The sequence below is a fragment of the Aureispira sp. CCB-QB1 genome, from assembly GCF_000724545.1.
In the GTDB taxonomy this organism is placed as follows: domain Bacteria; phylum Bacteroidota; class Bacteroidia; order Chitinophagales; family Saprospiraceae; genus Aureispira.
In genome coordinates this window covers 174,707-197,284 of the sequence record NZ_JHBV01000039.1, presented here as the reverse complement: position 1 = coordinate 197,284, position 22,578 = coordinate 174,707, and the positions used below count along the sequence as shown (strand labels likewise).

At 38.6% G+C, this 22,578-nt stretch carries 9 protein-coding genes; 6 read left to right on the top strand and 3 right to left on the bottom strand.

Features of this window, described 5'->3' with window-relative positions:
• Nucleotides 1-106: 106 nt before the first annotated feature.
• Nucleotides 107-4,900: a T9SS type B sorting domain-containing protein gene (locus CG11_RS20095; RefSeq protein ID WP_052598631.1), complete on the bottom strand. Its 4,794-nt coding sequence runs from the start codon at nucleotides 4,898-4,900 to the stop codon at nucleotides 107-109.
• Between the two features lie 480 nt (nucleotides 4,901-5,380).
• Complete coding sequence (locus CG11_RS20090) at nucleotides 5,381-13,948, bottom strand: choice-of-anchor L domain-containing protein (protein ID WP_081909609.1); 8,568 nt, start codon at nucleotides 13,946-13,948, stop codon at nucleotides 5,381-5,383.
• Between the two features lie 934 nt (nucleotides 13,949-14,882).
• On the opposite strand from CG11_RS20090, the gene CG11_RS20085 reads away from it, so the two are divergent.
• Nucleotides 14,883-15,335, top strand: a complete 453-nt coding sequence (locus tag CG11_RS20085) for a DUF1569 domain-containing protein (RefSeq protein ID WP_052598629.1) — start codon at nucleotides 14,883-14,885, stop codon at nucleotides 15,333-15,335.
• Nucleotides 15,336-15,561: 226 nt separating this feature from the next.
• Entirely contained in the window at nucleotides 15,562-16,341 is a 780-nt protein-coding gene (locus tag CG11_RS20080) for an SDR family oxidoreductase (protein WP_052598628.1), read from the top strand.
• Between the two features lie 23 nt (nucleotides 16,342-16,364).
• On the opposite strand, the gene CG11_RS20075 is transcribed toward CG11_RS20080, so the two are convergent.
• Nucleotides 16,365-17,624 (bottom strand): exo-beta-N-acetylmuramidase NamZ domain-containing protein, encoded by a 1,260-nt coding sequence (locus CG11_RS20075; protein ID WP_081909608.1) that lies wholly within the window; start codon nucleotides 17,622-17,624, stop codon nucleotides 16,365-16,367.
• A gap of 214 nt (nucleotides 17,625-17,838) precedes the next feature.
• Here CG11_RS20075 and CG11_RS20070 point away from each other — a divergent pair, with 214 nt between their 5' ends.
• The 4 genes from CG11_RS20070 (at nucleotide 17,839) to CG11_RS20055 (ending at nucleotide 22,478) form a co-directional block, all read left to right on the top strand.
• Nucleotides 17,839-18,330 (top strand): YkgJ family cysteine cluster protein, encoded by a 492-nt coding sequence (locus tag CG11_RS20070; RefSeq protein ID WP_052598627.1) that lies wholly within the window; start codon nucleotides 17,839-17,841, stop codon nucleotides 18,328-18,330.
• Nucleotides 18,331-18,463: 133 nt separating this feature from the next.
• Nucleotides 18,464-19,753, top strand: a complete 1,290-nt coding sequence (locus CG11_RS20065) for a hypothetical protein (protein WP_052598626.1) — start codon at nucleotides 18,464-18,466, stop codon at nucleotides 19,751-19,753.
• Nucleotides 19,754-19,845: 92 nt separating this feature from the next.
• Complete coding sequence (locus CG11_RS20060; protein ID WP_052598625.1) at nucleotides 19,846-21,063, top strand: class I SAM-dependent rRNA methyltransferase; 1,218 nt, start codon at nucleotides 19,846-19,848, stop codon at nucleotides 21,061-21,063.
• Nucleotides 21,064-21,248: 185 nt separating this feature from the next.
• Nucleotides 21,249-22,478: a cysteine desulfurase-like protein gene (locus CG11_RS20055; protein WP_052598624.1), complete on the top strand. Its 1,230-nt coding sequence runs from the start codon at nucleotides 21,249-21,251 to the stop codon at nucleotides 22,476-22,478.
• The last annotated feature ends 100 nt before the right edge of the window (nucleotides 22,479-22,578 follow it).

Genomic DNA, 22,578 nt, shown 5'->3' with positions numbered 1-22,578 from the left:
TGATTGTTAATGCTCCGTTGATTTTTTAATTGATTCTAATAAAACAAGAAGCCATTTCTCAGATGAGAAATGGCTTCTTAATTTAAGAGATTTATAAAATTTACAGTTATCGAAGTAATGTAAACTCGCCTCTCAATATACGCGCATCTTGCCCTGGAACCTGATAACGCAATAAATAAATGTATACTTCTGTCGGCTGATCGACTCCATTAAAACGACCATCCCACTGATTCGTTGTATTCGTATCGTCAAAGAGCAATTGTCCCCAACGATTATAAATCTTGTATTCTACAATAAATTGTGGATCTAAGTTTGCTGGTCGGAAATAATCATTAACACCGTCTCCATTAGGAGTAAAAGCAGTTGGAATTCCCAACAAATCATTGATATTAACAGTCACATAAACCGAACCTGTATCCACACAACCATCGGCTGATGTTGCTGTTACTAATAAAGTATATGTTCCTGATGTTGTTGGTTCTGGTCGAATACTTGTGGCAGGCACTGTATTACTACCAAAATTCACATCACCCAAATTAGTAACATCTTCCCAAGTATAATTAACACCGTTTGATGTCTGGTCATTTCCTGCATTAATATTAATAATATCTCCCCAATTAACTGTCGTATCGGTTACAGATGCTTGCCCAACAAATGGATTGACAACTGGTCGAACAGGGTCTTGTATAGAATCTACCGCTGTTGCAGTACAACCATTCGCATCCGTTACTGTAACAGTATAAATTCCTGTATTTAAACCTGCATTAGATGCCGTTGTTATACTATTTGACCACTGATAAGTAGCGGTTCCCGTTCCGCCTGATGCCGCTGCATCCAAAGCACCAAATGGTTCTCCCAGACACCCTTCCAAAGGAACAGTTGCTGTTATTGCTACATTTAATGCTGCTGGTTCTAAGACAACATGCGGTCCTGATGTTACCGTACAATTAGCTCCATCCGTCACCGTTACAGTATAAGTATTACCACTCAAATTCGTCAAATCTTCAGTTGTTCCTCCTCCGTTATCCCAGTTGTAAGAATAAGCAGGTGTTCCTCCTGATACGGAAATAGCAATCGCTCCATCCGCTGCTCCATTACAGCTTACCGAATCAATATTGTCTATTGTGACAACAATTGCGCTTGCCTCATTTACAATATGTGGTCCTGATGTTGCGGTACAACCATTAAAATCCGTTACGGTCACCGTATTAGAGCTACCACTTAATCCTGTAATGTCTTCTGTCACTTGACCATTAGACCAAGCATACGTGTAGGTACTTGTTCCCCCTGTTGTTGTCATCATGACAGCACCATCTGCAGCCCCATTACAACTGACATCAGTACTATTGTCTAACGTAATTGCCAGAATGGCTGGTTCCTCCACCGTATAAGCTCCAGCGGTTATGGTACAACCCAATGCATCTGTTACAGTTAAGGTATAATTTCCTATTGAAACGCCACTTAAGTCTTCCGTCGTTGCTCCTGTACTCCACAACCAAGTGTAGCCAGGTGCGCCTAAAGTCGTTGTTATAGAAACAGCTCCATCGCTCAATCCATTACAAGAAACTGAATCAATTCCATCTAGTGTAACGGTTATTGTAGGAATATCATTAATCGTAACAGTATCTATAGCAGTACAGCCATTGGTATCGGTTACTGTAATGGTATACGTTCCTGCTATTAAGTTCGTAAGATCATCTACGGTAGCACCTGTATTCCATAAGTAGCTATATGGCGCTGTTCCTCCTGTAGCTGTCGTACTGATAAATCCATCAATAATACCAAAACAGCTTTCATTTTTAAAACTATCTATGACAATATCTAAAGTTGTAGGTTCACTTACACTAAGAGGTCCACTTGTCTGTGTACATCCATTGGCATCCGTTACCGTTACGGTGTACGAACCGCCACTCAAACCTGTGATGTTTTGGCTACTGCCTGTATTTGACCATGCATAAGTATATGCTCCTGTTCCGCCTGTTGCTGTGATAAACACACCTCCGTCAGCTGCTCCATTACAACTTACATTGTCGATAGAATCTAAGGTGATAACCAAAGCAGTTGGCTCTGTTACTACATGTGGTCCTGTTGTTGCCGTACAACCATTGGTATCCGTTACGGTTAAGGTATACGATCCTGCAATTAAACCTGTTGCATCTTCTGTCGTCGCTCCATTGCTCCATAAATAACTGAATGGTACTGTTCCACCTGTAATACTTACAAATACACCACCATCACTCAAGCCATTACAACTGACATTATTAATAGAATCCAAAGTCGCTACTAGTTGCGTAGGTTCCGTCACAACGTGTGGTCCTGATACTGCCGTACAGCCTGCCGCATCTGTTACTGTAACGGTGTATGAACCACCGCCTAAACCTGTAATGTTTTGACTGCTTGCTGTATTCGACCATGCATAGGTATACCCACCTGTGCCGCCTGTTGCTGTGATAAATACGGCTCCATCATTTGCTCCATTACAACTTACATTGTCGATAGAGTCTAAAGTGATGACCAAGGCAGGGGCTTCGGTTACTACATGTGGTCCTGATACCGCTGTACATCCATTGGCATCTGTTACCGTTACGGTGTACGAACCGCCACTCAAACCTGTGATGTTTTGGCTACTGCCTGTATTCGACCATGCATAAGTATATGCTCCTGTTCCGCCTGTTGCTGTGATAAACACACCTCCGTCAGCTGCTCCATTACAACTTACATTATCGATAGAATCTAAGGTGATAACCAAAGCAGTTGGCTCTGTTACTATATGTGGTCCTGTTGTTGCCGTACAACCATTGGTATCCGTTACGGTTAAGGTATACGATCCTGCAATTAAACCTGTTGCATCTTCTGTCGTCGCTCCATTGCTCCATAAATAACTGAATGGTACTGTTCCACCTGTAATACTTACAAATACACCACCATCACTCAAGCCATTACAACTGACATTATTAATAGAATCCAAAGTCGCTACTAGTTGCGTAGGTTCCGTCACAACGTGTGGTCCTGATACTGCCGTACAGCCTGCCGCATCTGTTACTGTAACGGTGTATGAACCACCGCCTAAACCTGTAATGTTTTGACTGCTTGCTGTATTCGACCATGCATAGGTATACCCACCTGTGCCGCCTGTTGCTGTGATAAATACGGCTCCATCATTTGCTCCATTACAACTTACATTGTCGATAGAGTCTAAAGTGATGACCAAGGCAGGGGCTTCGGTTACTACATGAGGTCCTGAACTAACCGTACAACCATTCGCATCCGTTACCGTAATAATATAACTACCTCCACTTAAACCTGTAATATCTTCTGTTGTTGCTGTATTCGACCACAAATAAGTATAGTTTGGTGCTCCTCCTGTTACTGTAATGAACACGCCTCCATCATTTGCCCCATTACAACTCACATTGTTAATAGAATCTAAGGTCAACGTCATTCCTGCTGGCTCCACAACGATATGTGGACCAGATGTAACAGAACAACCATTGGCATCCGTGATCGTAACGGTATAACTACCTCCTCCTATGTTGGGATTATCTTCTGTTGTTACTCCATTACTCCATAAGAAGTTATAATTCGTCGTTCCTCCTGTTACACTAATAAAGACACCTCCATCTCCAAAACCATTACAGCTCACATCTACAATAGAATCTAAAGTAGCCACTAATACAGGTGGTTCATTTACAACATAAGCTGTATCACTTACTGTACAACCATTCGCATCCGTTACTGTAATGGTGTAATTTCCTCCATTTAGCCCTGTAATATCTTGAGTCGTGGCTGAGTTTGACCAAGCATAAGTATAATTGGTAGTCCCCCCTGTCACGGTTACAAAGACAGCTCCATCAGCATCACCGTTACAGTCTATATGCTGAATAGAATCTAGGGTCAACGTTAAAACAGCTGGTTCATTTACAGTATGAGGTCCTGTGCTATCTACACAACCATTGGCATCCGTTACCACAACAGAATAAGTACCTCCAGATAATCCTGTAATATCTTCTGTTGTTGCTCCATTCGACCAATTAAAATTATAATTCGCAGTTCCTCCTGTTACAGTTATAAAAACGGCTCCATTACCATTTCCATTACAATCTACATTTTGCAATGAATCAAACGTTACCGCAAGTATATTCGGTTCGTTCACAATATGTGGTCCCGAAAGCATGACGCAATTGCTAGAATCAGTCACTGTCACCGAATAGGCACCGCCACTAAGACCCGTTATATTTTGTGTAGTCGCTCCATTGCTCCACAAATAGTTGTAGGTTCCTCCTCTTCCTCCTGTCACACTAATAAAAACACCTCCATTGGCTGCTCCATTACAAGTAACATTGTCGATAGAATCCAAAGTCACAATAATCGGAGGTACACTATCTATTCCAATTGCTTTAGCCGAAGCCGTACATCCATTGGCGTCGGTTACCGTTACATTCATTGGTCCTGCGGGCAAACCTGACACATCCTGTGTGGTTGCTCCATTGTCCCAAATGTAAGTATATCCAGGTACACCTCCCGATACGGATAAATCAACAGATCCCGTCGAATCACCTGCACATAAGATATTAATAATCGTGTCTGCTACAACATTAATAACAGGTGGTGCTGTAACCGTTAGGACGTTAGAGACGGTTACCCCACTTAAACCATCGGTAACAGTCACAACAAAGGAACCAGAAAACAAACCTGTTACATCTTCTGTAGTTGCTCCATTACTCCATTGATAGGTAAATGGTGGTACTCCTGCAACACTAATCTGAATGGCTCCATCTGCCGAAGCATTACATGTTGCATTAATAATGGTATCTACTGTTATAATTGCTTGTGCCTTTGTTTGAGTGTTGAATGACCACACAAGGACTAACAACAAACAGCATTTAATGAAAAATTTCATTTTAATTGTTTTTTATAATGAATGGTTGACTCTTTTGTTTTGTTATTGAACTTTCTTTGACTTAACACATTGTTGTTTTCGTTTTTCAGAGTAATATTTTGCCAAAATGACTTAAATTCAATTCCTCCTTCTTAGATAAGAACAACTTATTTTAAGTTAAAAAGCAAGTTCTTTCTCATAATCAATACTACATAATTTAAAGATCCCCCCATCTTATTCTTCTAAAATAAGATATAAGCATCCCAAGCATATACTAGAAAAACGTATTGCTCGAATTTTACGCCACAAAAGTATGTTTTTTGGGCAACATTTGCATTACAAATAGTTGATGAGTTGAACTTATTTAAAAAAAATTAATTCTCAAATAACTTCATAACAAAGGTGGGGACAATGTGTTGTTTTGAATAAATAAGCCATTCCCAAACATAATCCAACTATAAAAGGTTAGCCTATGTTTAGAAATGGCATTTATAAATTACTCTACTCTTTCAAAATAACCACTCGTTTGGTAATGTATTTTCCAGCAGAAGAGATTTTCATCATATAAGTTCCAGTACTGGCATTTTGTACATCTACATGAATACGTTCTTGAATCAACTGAGGAGCATAAGTACGCTCCATAACACGTTGTCCAAGTGCATTGAACACTTCAATTTGGATTGGCTCCATTGGTAGTTGTGCAAATTCTACATAAATGCTTCCATTAGATGGGTTTGGATACACACTCAGTTCCATGCCCTCTAATTCCACTATTGCCGTAGAGAAATCAACTGTAAATACAGTATCCATTGTACAACCATCCACGTTTGTAATCGTTACATTATAGACTCCAGGAACAACATTTATTAAATCTTCAGTTGTTGCTCCATTGCTCCAAACAAAGGTATAAGGTGCACCAGCTCCTCCTAGAGTTAAGTCAACCGCACCATCGCTACAACTAGAACAAGACGTTGAAGTTGTATCTCCAGAAATAAAGTCTACAGGAGTTCCGATATTTGGAATTACAATTGGTACAGATAATTGACAGCCATTGGCATCAGTTATAGTTGCACCATAATTTCCAGCCAATACACCCGAAATACTAGCTCCTGTCGCTCCATTGCTCCATGCATAAGTATAAGGACTTGTTCCCCCTGTTACATTTAAGATCATACCGCCATTTGCCTGATTACAAGTTGCAGCTGTTGGTGTAGAGGTCAATCCTAAACCACCACCTGTATTTCCAACAGTATAAGTAGCATTAATAATGCAACCTGCTGCATCTGTTATCGTTACAGCATAGGTACCAGAAACAACGGCACTCACGTCTTCTGTTGTTGCTCCATTGCTCCACGCATAAGTGTAAGGGCTTGTTCCTCCAGTTACTGTAATATCTACACTACCATCCGCTGCCGCACAGTTAGCCGCTGTTGTTGTTCCAGTAACTCCAAAATTATTGGTATTATTATTAATAACATACGATTGTACCAAGGCACAACCTAAGTTATCTGTTACCGTAACATCATAGCTTCCAGCTGAAAGACCTGTCAAATCTTCTGTTGTTGCTCCATTGCTCCAAACAAAAGTATATGGACTCGCTCCGCCTCCTATTGTCAAATCAATGGCACCAGTACCGTCACCACATTGTTCGTCTGTCAGCAATGCACCAGCAATACCAAATCCGAATGTGTTGTTTTGGATAGAGACGGAATCAATTGTTACACAACCATTATTATCGGTTATAGATAAGGTGTACGTACCTGCTGATAAAGCAGAAATACTTTGAGTTGTTGCTCCTGTTGACCATAAGTAGGTAAAACTAGTTACAGAGGTCGTAGGACTGGTACAAGTAGTTGTATACCCAGAGCCATTTACTGGATTTAGCCCTGAAATAAATTCGGTCGTTCCGTTTAAGACTACATCATAACTATCTTGCCCTGGTGCAAATGGACTTTCATTATAAATAAATTGAATGCTTTGCCCGCTAGGAACTTTGATCGTAAAGGAAGAAACAGCCGCTGTCGCAGTATAGTTTCCTACATTTACTCCATCAACGATAACAGTCACACTTGAACCTTGCCAACCAAAGCCAAAGCCATCATACAAATTCAAGGTATAGTTACAGAAACTATCGATCGACGTATACGCATCAATTTCACCATTCGCTTGATTACACGTTTCATCGGTAACAACTAAGCTATCTATATTAACAGGTCCTAAATCATTAATTACCTGATACGTTTCCACATGAGTACATCCACCCCCGCCAGGTCCAAAGTTAACCGTCATGGTTACGGAATATGTTCCTGCGGAAAGGTTGGCTAAATCCTCTGTTGTTGCTCCTGTTGACCATACAAAGGATGGAGGAGGTCCTCCAGCTGCTATTGTTAAATCAATAGCCCCCGTTCCATCACCACAGGCTTCGTTGGTAACGGTAGCAGTCACATCAAAGAAAGCATTGTTCTCCACTACAAAAGAATCGACCAACATACATCCATTGGCTTCTGTTATAGTTAAAGTATAGGTCCCAGGAGTTACATTGGTAAGGTTTTGAGTCGTTGCTCCATTACTCCAATTAAAACTCAATGGCAATGCACCACCAGATAAAGCTAATGTAACGCCTCCATCATTATTACCACAGAAAGCAGTATCGATCGTTACATTTGTAATCGTTACGGTACTAGTTGTATTGTTGACTGTATCCGCAAAGACAATAACACATCCTGAGGCATCGGTAATAGTAGTATTATATATGCCCGCAGATAGACCTGTAATGTCCTCTGTTGTTGCGCCATTTGACCATGCAAAAGTATATGGTGTTGTTCCTCCTGTTACTGTCATATCAATAGCACCTGTTCCATCACCACAAGTTTCGTCTGTTGTAACGGCTGATGCTGTAATACCATTGGCATTATTGATAACGGTATACGTTTCTACTAAATCACAGCCAGTATTATCTGTAATAGTAACTATATAAGTACCCGCTGATAACAGAATAATATCCTCTGTTCCTGATCCATTCGACCATGCAAATGAATAAGGTGTTGCCCCTCCACTAACTGTAAGGTCAATTGCTCCTTGCCCATTCCCACAAGTTTCATTTGTAACTAAGGTATCTGTAACCACCAAGCCATTGGCATTGTTGACAATCGTATAACTTCCTACTGTTGTACAGCCATTACTTGGGTCTGTTGCAGTCATTGTATATGCTCCCGCAGACAAACCTGTAATATCCTCTGTTGTTGCACCATTCGACCACAAGTAAGTTGGATTCGCTGCCCCTCCTACGGTGACATCAAGTGCTCCATTTCCTAGACCACAAGTTTCATCGACTTGATTATTCAAACTAATATTAATTGCTCCACTAGAGTTATTAATCGTGTAGGCTTGTGTTACAGAACAACCGTAATTATCCGTAACCGTTAAACCATAATTTCCAGCCGATAAGTTGGAAATACTATTGGTTCCTTGACCATTGATAGAACAAGTTACATTTCCTGTATAGGCAATTCCTCCCGAGAATGGATTAGGACCATCTTGGAATACAGTATCGCCAGCAGCATTTAGCAATAAGTAGGCATTATTACCATTTTGAGCCGCAGCAACGTATTCAACAGCAATGACATCTCCTGTACATACGGGTATAGCAACGCTATTGAATGAGTTTCCTGGACCTATTGGCACTGTATAGGCACCAATTAAATTATTATTGACATATACATTTACAAATGGAGCAGGTGTACCTCCCCATCCATTGCCATTTAAATCAAACATATGCAGCTCATAGTTGCAACATGGATTAGATGAGACCGTTGACCAATTATAAGTATACGGCAGTCCACCACCTGTCACGGTTGTTGTAATAGAACCAGTTCCTTGATTACAAGCATCGTCTACAGTAGAACTATTAGCAATTTGCAAATTACCGCCCAAATCCTGTACTGTTCCCGTATAGTTTGTCGTACATCCGTTTGCATCCGTAATGACACAAGTATACGTCCCTCCTGACAAGCCTGTCAAGTTTTGAGTAGTAGCACCATTCGACCATTGATAAGTATATCCTGGTGTACCGTTACTTATCGTGAGGAAAACAGCTCCATTAACTGCTCCACAAGTTGCATCAACAATACTATCATTAGAAACTGTTAATGACCCTGGATCGTTTTGGATGCTAGAAGAATGTGTAATTACACAGCCATTGGCATCTGTTACTGTTGCAGCATACACGCCTGCATTTAATCCTGTTAAATCCTCGGTTGTTGCGCCATTTGACCATACATATACAAGGGGTGCCTGTCCTCCAGTGAAGGTCACATCAATAGCCCCTGTTCCATCTCCACAATTTTCATTTGTCGTATTGATGTTAGCCAATTGGAAGTTGGCAGAATTATTATTAACTGTATAACTATTAGAAACAGCACAACCATTGGCATCGGTCACCGTTACGCTATATGTTCCAGCACTTAAAGTTGTCAAATCTTCTGTCGTTGCTGAGTTTGACCATGCATAGGTATAGGTAGGAGTACCACCAGCAATTGTGATATCAATTGACCCTTGTCCGTCTGTACAGTTTTCATCTACGACTTGAGCATTCGAGATCGTCAATCCACCAGCGTTGTTGTTCACTGTTCTTGTAATAATTAACGAACAACCCGAAGCATCACTAACCGTACCAGTATACGTTCCTGCTGACAAGTTGGTCAAATCTTCTGTTGTGGCATTATTAGACCATAAATAAGTCAATGGTGCCGTTCCACCTGTTACAGTAATATCAATCGCCCCTTGTCCATTCCCACACGTTTCATCTGTTACTAGATGCGTTCCTTGTGTTAATGTTCCTGAACTATTATTAATAACGTAAGGACCTGCAATCAAATCACAACCTGACGCATCTGAAATTGTACAAGTATACGTTCCTGATGTCAAACCTGATACATCTTCTGTTGTGGCGTTATTAGACCACAAATAAGTTAGTGGAGCGGTTCCCCCCGTTATACTAATATCAATCGCCCCTTGTCCATTCCCACAAACTTCATTCGTTAATACTTGTCCTGCTAAAGCTAGCGTTCCTGTATTATTTTGAATATTAGCATTAGATGTTACCGTACAGCCAATAGCATCGGTTACTGTTACACTATATGTTCCAGCTGCGATGTTAGATAGATTTTGTGTCGCACTAGCATTTGACCATGCATAAGTGGCAGGTGCATTGGCTCCAGAAACAATAATAGTTACCGAACCATCATTTTGACCACAAGTTTCATCGCTGATAATTGTATTATCAATACTCAAGGCTCCTGGATCATTGTTGACCGTTGCATTGGCATATACTGCACAACCGACAGAATCTGTAATCGTACAATTATAATTTCCTGCCGATAAGTTGGATAAATCTTCAGAAGCAGAGCTATTACTCCATGCAAAACTCAACGGACCTGTATTTCCTGATACCGTAATATCTACACTACCAGTTCCGCTACCACACGTTTCGTCCATCACTTGTACTGCATCTAAAGAAAGGTTACCACTATTGTTCGCTAAGTTCAAGGTGTTGGTAAAAATAGCACAACCACTATTATCGGTTACCGTTGCAGTATACGCTCCTGCTGACAAACCAGTTATGGCTGCTGTGTTAGCTCCTGTATTCCAAGCATAGGTATAAGGTGCTTGTCCGCCAGTAATACTCAAGGTAATCTCTCCTTGCCCGTTGGCACAAGTTTCATTGTCAACATCTATGTTATTAAATGTCAAACCACCTGCATTGTTATTAACGACATAACTTGGTGTAATGAGCACACATCCTGCATTATCGGTTACAGTACAAGTGTACGTTCCTGCACTAATTCCTATCAAATCTTCTGTTGTTGCCCCATTTGACCACAAGTAAGAATAAGGCGTTTGACCACCACTAAATAAAATATCAATAGAACCTTGTCCATTAGAACAAACTTCATCTACTGCATTCCCAAATGTTTGAACAAAACCACCTGTATTGTTAACAACAGTGGCATTATCTACATAACGACAGCCATTTCCATCGGTTACTGTCAACGTATAAGCTCCTGCCGCAACATTCGAAAGATCTTGGGTTGTCGCACCATTTGACCACAAATAAGTATATGGCAAAGAACCTCCTGATATTGTTGCATCAATAGCTCCAGAACCATTACCACAGAACTCATTCGTCACATTCATCGATGCTATACTCAAGCCACTTGCTTGATTGATAATGTTAAAACTCATCGTATCCACACAATTAATAGCATCTGTCACCGTAACGGCATAAGATCCTGCCGATAAGCCACTAATATCTTGCATTGTTGCTCCATTTGACCACAAGTAAGTAATTGGTCCACTAGTTGTAAAAACGGTAATATCTACAGCACCAGTACCATCTGCACAATTTTCATTAGACGCTAAGAAGCTTGTAATATCTAAATCACAACTAGGCACACAGTTTCCAACTAAATTAATTACTGTAAATGAATCTACTGTTGTACAGTTGTTGGCATCGGTCACTGTTACAAAATAATTACCTTGTTGCAAATCATCAATATCTTGTGATGTTTCACCATTCGACCAAATATAGGTAAACGGTGTTACTCCGCCTTGCAAAGAAATATTTATAACTCCTTCTTGATCTCCACAATTTTCATTTGTAATAGAAGAAGTAACTACAATTGTACTAGCTGGATCAACCGTATAGCTAGCTACCCCTACACAAGTACCATCTGAAACGGTTACAGTATATGTTCCAGGTGCCAAACCTGTCAAGTCTTCTGTAGATGCTGAATTTGACCATGCGTAGGTAAATGTTCCTGCCCCTACACTCAAATCAATCGCACCATCATTGGAACCATCACACGCTTCGTCGGTTACAACAGCACTTAGGGTTACTGACCCTGTATTTGATAAATTGACGGTATAATCATAAGTACACCCCGTTCCATCCGTAACTGTTACTGTATACGAACCTGCTGTGATGTTATTCAAATCCTCTGTCGTTGCGCCATTTGACCATAGATACGTAAATGGTCCATTTCCTGTTACAGAAAAATCAATTGCTCCATTCGACATACCACAAGCTGGATCTGTTGTAGTGTGTGCCATAGTAGGTGCTGGCGGCTCGGTTAAGGTAACAATAGAGTCTGGCAAATCAGTTTGCAAACTAATTGACCAATCAAAAATGTAACCATTGTCTTGTGCAAAATTATCGGTTACCCTCAACGTCCAGTTTCCATTTAATGAAGTTCCCAACAAACCAAAGAAAGATTGACGAGGAGCATAAGAGCCCGCTGGCAAGTAGTAATCCGTATAAGTATTTCCTGCCAATGTTGTAAAGGTATGTGTTGGTGGAGGGCCTGGAGGAGCTGGCGAAACCATATCGTTCATCGTGGCATAAGTTGGGTTATTGGTCCAACAATATTGGTACCCTACCCCTGGCAAAGTGTTTGAAGTACTCCAGTTATCAACTGGTCCAGAGGCAATTGGCTCTCCCAAGTCACAAGTATTCACACCTGTTCCTGTATTTCCTACATTCTTTAATTGAATGCTTTGTCCACTTGGCGCGACCAATTCTATTGTCAAATCACTAGCATAAGAGTGCTCCATTGTTGCACAAATAGAGTTGATTTGATTAATTGAGTTAAGCGTTTGCCCTGCATTAAAACCTGTTATATTAATACCTGATGTATACGAAGCTCCTGTACCATCGGGCAAAAATGTTTGTCCTGCATTGAAGTTTCCTCCAACAACAATAGCATCTGCCGTACATCCGTATTGGTCAGAAATACGCAATAAATAAGAAGTAGCATCCAAGCCTGTTATTGGCAAGGACGTTGCGGGAACGGTGTTAGAGACACCCGTTGCCGTATCAATATAGGTAACATTATAAGGTGGTGCTCCCCCTGTTATATTTACATTAATACTTCCTGAGCTATTTCCATTGCAATTCAAATTGGTACCCAAAGCATCAAATGTAATAGAAGTTGCATCGTCTATATACAACAAAACAGTATCTTCAGGCGCACAAGAAGACGGACTATAATATAATTCAATCGTTTCTCTACCTTCTGTAATACCATCTGCTAATGCATTGATAATAACGGTTGAAGAAGTTTGTCCCGCAGGAATTGTAATGATAGAATCTATGAATGCGTAATCGACACCATTTAACGCTGTGCCTCCCAAACGAATTGGAATATTGAGATCCGTCGCAGCCGTTGCTCCCAAATTAAACGTAAATGTTGCAGGGATACAACCTTCTAAGGCTGTAGTATCGGTGCTAACTGTTGCAGAGTTAACGGCAATACTATTAGAAACCAATGAGTTTTCTTGTAATAATACCCCAGAATCTAAACGATCGTCAGAACCATCGGCAATTCGCAGCGATAACTTGTATACGCTACAAGGTGTTAGATTGGTTCTTCTCGCTTTCATCAAGGTTGTAAAACCATCAAATTCTACATTAACTTGATTCGTCACACTAGCATCATTGTCATTATAAAACTGGAAAAAAGAGCCGTTGTTGATACTGTTAATCGTAACAGGAGTTGTTGTTCCTGGCACAACTGCTAAATTTTCTTGCCCAACAATACCTGGACCACTGATGTAAAAAGCAAATACATCATTAAATCCACTATTGACAAATTCGTTGTATTCTTCTGATAAGAATACAAAATTAAATTCGAGTTCGTCCCCTTGAACCTCAAATTCAAATTCGAAAACAACCGCATCTTGTGTTGCAAAACCTGCTAGAGCTGTCAAGTCGGCATCTCCTGGCAACCCATAAGAGGTTGAGGTACTGGGATTGCTGTTAGGTCCCACAGCATTATCAATATCTCCTGTCGATAATATGACTCCAGAAGATAAACCTAAACCAGTTCCAGTAAAATTGAACAAGCCATATTGGCTCGTATCTCCCGTAATGGTTGGATTAATAATGTTAATGTTTGCCCCTGCCAGATTATTCCCAAGCTGTTGTGCTGTAAGTCCTTTTTGGACCGACAGCTGTGCATGGGTAACGACAGAAACAAACAAAAAGGCGAGCATTAATGTTAATCTCATCATTTTGTACGTGTTTTAAGAAGCGACAATGTGCTAATAAGATCATAGACTATTAACCTTATTAATTGTCATTATAAGTAGATGAATCAAGAAAGGATGTGGTGTACCTTGATTTTAATGTGTATGTAAATTACTTAAAATTAAGGAGAAATAGAAAATTTATCTTTGTCAAAAATCACTTTAACTAAGCCATCAGTTCTTCTTAAATTAGTCGCAATTCACTAACTTAAATTTTATTCAATTATTCTTTGAATCATATTTAGATAAGTCAACTTTGATAAGAGGATTATCTAAGTTAAATACTAGCTGGGGACTAGCTTCAACATTCAGTTAATAATAACTTTATGAACTGAAATAGAAGTGCTTCTACTCAACAAAGTTATATAAAAACAGTTAAAAAAAGTTTAATTCTTCTAAAAAAATCACATTTTTTATATCCTAAATAGAACTGGTCTTCATAAATTACAAGATAAAAACGTTTTTTTGATAAAAAAAAAGACAAAAATTCCTATTTATAGATTCTATTCATTCAATTAATTCCGTATTTAGTTTATTATAAGCCTAAATTATAGATAAAAATCATCTCCCAAAGGGATTAAAAATTCAAATAGTTTTTTTGCAGAAGCAAGTTATTTTTAATAGCTTCTTCAGCTCTTAACCGTTTGAGAATTACCCTACCCTACTTTTTGTTATGAATATAAATTTTTGTACCTTCTTAGCATTAGTAGTTCGTTGATTAGTTCGCTACGCTCATGAGGGCGCAAGCTTAGTTTTTTACTTTTTTACCAAAAAGATAAAAAAGCACATTTATATTAGTTTGATAATCAAAATTTTAACACAAAACACAACAAAGATACAACTTATTGATTATCAAACTAATAAAGTTTTACAACGAACTATTGTAGCATCAATAACGCATTTTATCAAATAAGCAACTATGGCGACTACCAAACATCCTAATCTATTTGATCCACAAGTTTATCAGGACTTCAAGGCTAGATTTCAGCGTATCAAAGCCGATAGTCGACCTCTTTGGGGGACGATGAACGCAGCTCAAATGTTTGCTCATTGCACCGAAGTTCAAGAAGCTTGTAATGGCAAGGCTCTAAAAAACACTCCTTTTTTCCTAAAGTTATTCAAAGGGTTTATCAAAAAATCCGTTCTTAACGATAAGCCTTACCCTAAAAGTTCTCCCACTCATCAACAATATGTAATTAGTAGTCAAAAAGATTTTGATGCTGAAAAAGAACGCTTTTTGGCATCCATGGATGCCTTTGTTCGCCATACAGGAAGTGCAGAACATACGTTATTTGGGAAACTATCTCCCTCCGAACGCAGTTGGGCAATTTACAAACATCACAGCCATCATTTAGAACAATTTGGGGTTTGATTTTATTATAATAAGTATCTGTAGTCTAATTCTTTAGTTTGTTACCAATCGACAAAACATTTACCTCATTTATAGATTCAAAAGTACTACAGAACGATAAGCAACTAGACAATAGCAATATTTATTGACTTTTTTTGACAAGTAGATTTGATTTTTTTTAACAAACATCCCTCTTGTTTCTTGCCTTATCTTTGTCTTATTATTTAAGTATTGAACACAAATTATTATGAAAAAAGTAGCCTTAATTACAGGAGCCTCTAGTGGCATAGGAAAAGAATTTGCATTTATTCATGCTGAAAAAGGAGGTGACTTGATTCTCATTGCAAGAAGTGAAGACAAACTTAATCGGTTAAAAGCTGAGTTGGAACAAAAATATTCTGTTAACGTTAAAATCATTGTCAAAGACTTAACAGAAACCAATGCGACCTTAGATATTTATAACGAGATAAAGGACGATAACATAACGGTAGATTATTTGATTAACAATGCTGGTTTTGGAGGACAAGGCAAATTTCACGAACGGGCATGGAAAGACGATTTGGCAATGATTCATTTGAATATCATCGCATTAACTTCTTTAACCCGTTATTTTTTACCTGACTTTGTTGCTCGAAACAACGGGAAAATACTCAATGTCTCCTCTACAGCAAGCTTGCTACCAGGTCCTTTGCAAGCTGTTTATTATGCCACAAAAGCTTATGTAACCTCCTTTAGCAATGCAATTGCCGAAGAGTTACACGATACCAATATCACAGTTACAGCGCTTTTGCCAGGTGCAACAGAAACAGGTTTTGCAGATACATCTGGCATGGACAAAACAGATTTGTTTGCACAGGCAGCTAGTGCTAGGTCTGTCGCTTTGGATGGTTACAATGCAATGCTAGCAGGGAAGTTAGATGTTATTTCAGGATTGACATTTACACAAAAAATGATGATGGCTGCTATTCCTATCACGCCTAAAAAAATGCTTCTTACGCAGATCCGAAAAATGCAAGAGATACAATAACACCTATGGTTCAAGCATTTCAATTATTCAAAGTCTTTATACAATAAGTATTTTTTTCGCAACTTTTTATAGTTGTCCAAAGCCGCTTTCCATTCTTTTTGAATCGCTGAAATGCTCGTTCCTTCTTTGAGTTGCGCTTGCAAGGTACTGGTACCTGCTAATTTATCAAAGAAATTGTTTTTATTAAAAAATGCAGCTTGTTGGTTTTCGCTCAAATGAGTATAAAAATCGACCAAATAATTCAAGTTAAGTTGGGTGCTTGTTTGCAATTTTTCAATAGTCAGTTGGCTCAAATCATACCCTTTGCAAGACAATCCTTCGTGCTTAGGTTTTTTCGCTCCTTCTCTGGGTATGGGTTTGAAATTATAGTTTCCAATAGAACAATCTGGATGACCATATACTTGAAATTGCTTGGTAGTTCCTCTGCCCACACTAACTGTTGTGCCTTCAAACCAACACAGGGAAGGATACAGATAAATACTTTTCATATTTGGTAAATTAGGCGAAGGTGGAATAGGCAATTGATAAAACTTAGTATGGTCATAGTTCAAACATTCTACATGATACAATTCACACTGCACCTCATTTTCTAGCCAACCCTCCTCGTTTATCATATGCGCATATTCCGCTACCGTTAAGCCATGAACAACGGGCACAGGATGTAAACCGACAAAACTCTTTTGATCCTTTTCTAAAACTGGACCATCAACATAATGCCCATTAGGATTGGGGCGATCCAAAATTAACAAAGGCACATTGTTTTCTGCACAAGCTTCCATCACATAGGTCATCGTCGAAGTGTAGGTATAAAACCGAGTTCCTACATCCTGAATATCAAATATTACTAAGTCCAAATCTTGGAATTGTGTCGCATTGGGTTTTCGGTTTTTGCCGTATAATGAAACAATTGAAATACCAGTACGAGCATCTAGACCATCTTTAAGTTTTTCTCCTGCGTCTGCCTTTCCTCTAAAACCGTGTTCAGGGGCAAATATTTTTTTTATATCAAACCCCATTCTAACCAAAGTATCTACCAAGTGGTGTGTTCCTACAGTAGATGTGTGATTAACCACCAATCCCAAACGTTTGTCTTTTAAGAAATCAACATATTTATGAAATTGAGCCGCAGCAGGAACAATATCCATATCAAAACCATCTACTTTTTGTATTTTTGGAAGAACAACATTTGTTTCTAGCTTAGAATCAGTAGATTCTGTCGCATAAAAATACCATCCTAATGGTACTTGAATAATAACTCCGAGTATAAAAAGAATTGAGCGCATAGATGGATTCTGTTTTAGATCTACTTTAAAAACGAAAAATTACAAAGTATTTATTAGAAATTGATAACTTGTCAACAGCTATTTTTATTATAACAATGGTCAAAACTTAAATGCAATCACAGAGCAATACAATTCAATCGCATCAATAAAGTATATGACCTTTGATCGTTGAATTGGCAATGTATTTAACGACATCAATACTTACAGTTAGTTTATGGAAGATCTTATTCAAAGTTGGAAGAACAAAAAGGATGGAGCAAAAAAATCACTCCAAAAATTCACCAAAAAACTGCATCAACACCGTGGCAAACATTTGGACCAATTTGCAAGCTTAACACATGAAAAAGTCTTTCAAAAAATTGATTGTTTAGATTGTGCGGGTTGCTGTTCGGGCTTGCCGCCCATTGTTAACAAAACAGATGCCCAACGCATTTCTAAAAAATTAGGGCTTTCTTTAGCTACGTTTGAAAAAGATTTTTTGACTACAGACGAAGACCACGATACTGTTTTAAAGCAAACCCCTTGCCCATTTCTATTAGAAGACAACAAATGTTCTATCTATGAGTTTCGCCCAAAGGCTTGCCGTGAATACCCACATACTGATGTCAACTTTTCTAAAAACTTGAGTTATCACGCTAAGAATGCCTTGTATTGCCCTGCAACCTTTCATATTTTGGAACAATTAAAGAAAAATGTTCCCGTTTAAAATTGGCTTGATTAATCGACCAAATTCTAGTAATTTTGCTTCTTTTTACAACCAGTAATTGTTTCAAAAAATTTCTAGCATCCTATTTGCATTAGGTATCCTTACTACTCTAATTATTATAATATCTTGTCTTATGCAACATACATTTTTCATCATCTTAGCTGCAAGTCTTTTGGTCCTTTCTTGTGGGGATCATAAGCCCCCAAAACTTGACCCAGATAGCAATCGTGGATTAAAGCCGTTTGCCTATGCTTCTATTGACATAGAACCAACTAAATTTACAATTGACAACAGCCGAGACACCCTAGTTTTTGGAGCAAATGATTTTTTTATTTATGTGCCAGCCAAAGCGTTTATTGCCAGAGGTAGTAATACCATGGTAGACTTGTATCTAAAAGAATACCACTCTCCTTCTGCTGCTCTAGCACAAAGTATTTCTAATGCAAGTTTGGATCACCACCTTTTAGCTGCTAGCAAAGTTATTTACTTAGAAGCCAAACAAGGTATTAACACCCTATCCATTTCCCCCAAACACGACTTGAGAATACATTTTAAGAAAGATAAAAACACTCCTGAAATTGGTTTGTGGAGTGGTCACCCACAAGCTTGGACACCTATAAAATTTGATCAGCCCCGTCTGTTTAACCATCGCCTAAAAACAGGTCAGTATAAGGAAGCTCAATTTGCTGATGGCAGCTCTATTGAACTTTGGGAAGACAAAAATCTCACCATTCGTAAAGAAAAAGAAGAACAAGAACTTTGGGACAACGAACAGCATTTGCACCTAGACTATACCATCAATAAATTAGGAAAAATAGAAAATGTTGCTTTTGAAGAAAAAGTCAATACCAATTTCCAAAAGAGAATTTTAAAGGTAATGAAAAACTACCCTATTTGCAAACCATTTTTAGTCAATGGACAGCCTACTGCTGTTAGTGGTCAATATATTTTTCATGTCCATCAGGCAGAACCACATTACAAAAAAGACATCCACTACATCAATATTCTAGGGAAAAAATATCCTAAACTACAGACACAAAAAATTAGTCACATAGACCAGTTAGAATTTAAATATCATATTTTTAATATTAGTAAGTTGGGTTGGATTGCTGCGGCCAAAGCAATAGATAGTCCAGATCCTGTTAACTTGGTTGTAAAAGTAGAACCTACGTTTTTAGCAGAAGTAAAATTGATGCTTCAAAAATCAAAAATTATTCTTACAGGAAAACGAGAAGGCAATCAAGTCAGCTTTTCTGACTTGCCCAAGAATGAAGCCATTCAAATTATTGCTTTTGGAGAAAAAGACAAACAACCCGTCTTGGCTTCGACCAAAGCCAATTCTTCTGATGGAGTTATCGAACAATTACAATTTTCTTCTTCTTCGTATCAAGCGATCAAGGATGCCTTAAAAAAAGTTAAGTAACTGGTGCTACGTTAATCAATTTACTTCCTTACCTTTGGAGCGATAAGAGCATTTCTTGTATTAATATCGTCTTGTACGTAGACCAATATTTCATGATAATAACATTTCCAAAATTTGAGATCAAACGTCTTGCTATTAAACTCAAACCTGCCGCCGAACGAATGGTAAAAAAAGGGCATCCTTGGGTATTTGAAGGAGGAATCACTAAATTAAGTACTACTGGCAATGCGGGTGATCTAGCTATTATTTATGATAATAAAAAGAATAAGTTCTTAGCTTGCGGTCTCTACGACCCTGATTCTCCCATACGTATTAAAGTTTTACAAACGCATCAAGCTGCTACCATTAATGCGGCATGGTTTGAAGCCAAAATCAAAGCCGCTTATGAAAAACGGGCACCACTCTTGGCTACAGATACCAATAGTTATCGTTTGATTTATGGCGAAAATGATGGTTTACCCAGTTTGATTGCTGATGTTTATAAACATGTTATTGTCGTCAAACTTTATGCATCAATTTGGTTTCCCTATTTGAATGATATTCTACCGATCTTACTAGAAATCAGTAATTGTACAACAATGGTACTTCGTATGAGTCGTTTGTTGCAACAAAATCCCAATAATTTTGGTTTGGAAGATGGTCAAGTTGTCTATGGCGATTTAGAAAATGAGGTCGTTGTATTTAAAGAGCATGGTGTTAACTTTTCTGCCAATGTAATTCATGGTCACAAAACAGGCTATTTTTTAGATCATCGACACAATCGTTTAAAAGTTGGAAACTTATCAAAAGGGAAATCTGTGCTTGATGTCTTTGCTTATGCTGGAGGTTTTTCAGTGCATGCACTAGCCAAAGGCGCCACCCAAGTAGTCAGTATTGACATTAGTGCCCAAGCATTGACTGTCGCCCAACAAAATGCGGCTTTAAATCCTCATTCTGGTCAACACACCACTCTAGCCGTGGATGCCTTCAAAGGGCTTGAAGATTTGATTCAACAAGGTCAAAAATATGATATTGTAGTCATTGATCCTCCTTCTTTTGCCAAAAAAGAATCGGAGGTTGCTGGTGCCATCAACAGTTATAAACGCCTAGCAACATTAGGCAGTCAATTGGTTTCCAAAGGCGGTCTATTGGTATTGGCTTCTTGTACCGCAAGAATCAAAGCTATTGATTTCTTTGATGCCGTTGAAAAGAGCCTAAAAGCTAGTGGGAAACGCTTCAAAATTCAAGAAAAGACCTACCATGATTTGGACCATCCCATTTCTTTTCCTGAAGGGGCTTACCTAAAATGTGGTTATTATCTTTTGCAATAGTTTGTGGAAACGTCATTTAACAAGTATATTTCACATGTTTTATTATACGACCAAAATCTTGCGGTTAAATAAATGTACTTTTTTATCTTTTTGGTAAAGTAGCAGCGTAGCTAACTACTACCCAAAAATAAAGAACAATTTATTGCTAAATATCTATTCTATGCATTTCTTAACACTCAATTATAATGAAACTTGACTTAGATTTTATTCGCAACGAATATCCCTCTTTAAGAGAAGATTATGTTTTTTTTGATAATGCTGGTGGTTCCCAAACTCTAAAAAGGGTCATGGATAAAATTACAGCGTATTATATGACCTCAGATGTCCAACTTGGAGGAACTTATAGCATCTCTACTCAAGCCAGAGAACGGGTAAACAGTGGTACGGCTCAGATTGCACAAACCTTAAACGCTAAATTTCCTCACGAAGCAGTCATAGGAAGTTCTTCGACTGCTCTCATTCGTTTGTTTTCTATTGTCATTGGCAAAACATTACAAGCAGGAGACGAAATTATTATTACCAATGCAGACCATCAAGCCAATATTAGCCCTTGGCAAAGTCTTGCAGAGCAGGGTATTGTTATCAAAACTTGGGAGTTTAATACAGAAACCTTTCAATTAGAATTGGAAGATTTAAAACAACTAATGTCAGCAAAAACAAAATTAGTTGCCTACTGTCATGTTTCCAATATTTTTGGAACGATTCATCCCGCCAAAGAAATCAATGCGTATATCCACCGTCAAGGAGCACTTGCTTTTGTAGACGGTGTTGCTTATGCCCCACATCGCTTGCCAGATGTACAAGATATAGATGCTGACTTTTATGTTTATAGCATTTACAAAGTTTTTGGCCCTCATATTGGTGTTTTGTATGGCAAAGAAGAACATTTGTTGCGACTTCCAGGCATCAATCACTCAATTGTACCCAACGATGATTTGCCGTACAAATTTCAACCTGGCGGTCCTAATTATGAGTTAACTTACGCCTTGAATGGAATTTCTGAATACTTGCAAGCAGTTGCACAACACCACGGCATGAATGCGAACGACCCGATCAGAACTCAGATGCAATTCGCCTATGATTTGTTTGATGCTCACGAAGAAGCATTAGCTCAACATCTACTAAACTTTTTGGCGACCAAAGATAAGGTACGTATCATAGGAGAAACAACAGCTGATAAGGATGTTCGTGTTTGTACCATTGCCTTTGTGGTAGAAGGAATAAATAGTCCTGAAATTGATGCCAAAGTCGCAGCAAACAATATTGGTATCAAAACGGGCAACTTTTATGCAAATGGCATCACCAAAGCCTTAGATTTAGATCGTCAAGGAGGTGTGGTTCGAGTTAGCATGGCTCATTACAATACCTTTGAAGAATTGGAGCGCTTAATAGCTGTTTTGGATGACATTTTTTAGAATAAGTTATCACAACTTGTACCATACAATTTTTGACAAAAAAAAGTCGATGTGGAACTCTTTCTATTAACTTATTGTATTAACAGCTATTAAAAGTAGA